Raw genomic sequence first — 1,302 nt, 5'->3', positions numbered from 1 at the left:
TGAGGCGCTTGGGTTTGGTGGTCCAGATCCAGCGTTAGCCTTCGACGGCTACGGAGCCCTCCGACACCCCTGAAGGGCTTGCCAGAGAACGGTATTCCTGCGGCGTCCTCTGGCCAAGGGCCATGTGAGGACGGCTCTCATTGTAGTCCCGCCGCCAGGCCTCGATCTCCCGCCGGGCCTCGGTCAGCGTTTCGAACCAGTGCAGGTTCAGGCACTCATCCCTCAGCGAACCGTTGAAGGTCTCGATGAAGGCGTTGTCCGTCGGCTTGCCCGGTCGGGAGAAGTCGATCCGGGTGCCGTGGTGGTAGGCCCAGAGATCGACGAGGCGGCCGGTGAACTCCGCGCCGTTGTCCGCAAACAGGTATCTCGGTGCTCCGCGTTCCCCGACCAGGCGGTTCAGAACCTCGACCACGTGCTCGCCCCGGAGCCGCTGGCCAACCTCAATGGCCAGACCCTCGCGGCTGAACACGTCGACCACGGTCAGCGCACGGAACGTCTGCCCGTTGCTCAGCTGGTCCTGGATGAAGTCCAGGCTCCAGGCCTCGTTCGGCCGCTTCGGTACGCAGCGCGCCTCCCGCTGCACGACCATCTTGCGGCGCCGGGGCTGCTTGCTGCGCAGCGCCAGGCCTTCCTCACGGTACAGCCGCCACACCAGGTTCCTGCCCACCGCCCAGCCGTCACGCCGCAGCATCACGTGGAGCCGCCGGTAGCCATAGCGGATCCTCACCCGGGCGATCTCGTGCATGCGCTGGCGGATCTCGAGGCGGGGATCCCGCATGCTCGGCTTGCGCTGCGTCGAGCGGTGCTGGCGCGTCAGGGCACAGGCCCGCCGTTCGCTGAGGCCGTGGCTCGCCGTGACATAGGCGACCACCTCCTTCATGACCGCGGGCCGGGGAATCTTATGGGATGGCCCGCCCCTCAGTCCTGCTGGCGTAGGCTGGCCGGGCAACCGGGGCGTAAGGGAGCTGACCCATGACGGTGATTGCGGTTCTCGGGTTGGATCTGGGTAAGAACAGCTGCAGCGTGGTTGGGCTGGACACGGCTGGGCGGGTGGTCCTGCGACGGCGCCTGCACCGGGACGGGGTGGTCAGGCTGGCGGCAGGGTCGCCAGGCTGCGTGGTGGCGATGGAGGCTTGCTGTGGAGCGCACCACCTGGGCCGGCGGCTGCGCGAGGCAGGGCACGAGGTGCGGCTGATGTCGCCCGAGTATGTGCGGCCCTATGTGAAGGCACAGAAGAACGACGAGCGGGACGCGGAGGCGATCGCCGAGGCGGCGACCCGTCCGACCATGCGCTTTGTCGAA

1 protein-coding gene and 1 pseudogene are annotated in these 1,302 nt (G+C 68.0%); one reads left to right on the top strand and one right to left on the bottom strand.

What is annotated here, in order from left to right:
- Positions 1-34 precede the first annotated feature (34 nt).
- Positions 35-901, bottom strand: a pseudogene (locus J8J14_RS24740) (IS3 family transposase); the annotation flags it as partial.
- A gap of 71 nt (positions 902-972) precedes the next feature.
- On the opposite strand from J8J14_RS24740, the gene J8J14_RS24735 reads away from it, so the two are divergent.
- On the top strand, positions 973-1,302 hold a 330-nt coding region (locus tag J8J14_RS24735), incomplete at its 3' end, for an IS110 family transposase (protein ID WP_209382200.1).

Origin of the sequence: Pararoseomonas baculiformis (assembly GCF_017813395.1) — a bacterium.
GTDB classification, from domain to species: Bacteria; Pseudomonadota; Alphaproteobacteria; order Acetobacterales; family Acetobacteraceae; genus Roseomonas; species Roseomonas baculiformis.
Note: the sequence above shows the minus strand (reverse complement) of the source record. Positions and strands in the feature narration are given on the sequence as shown.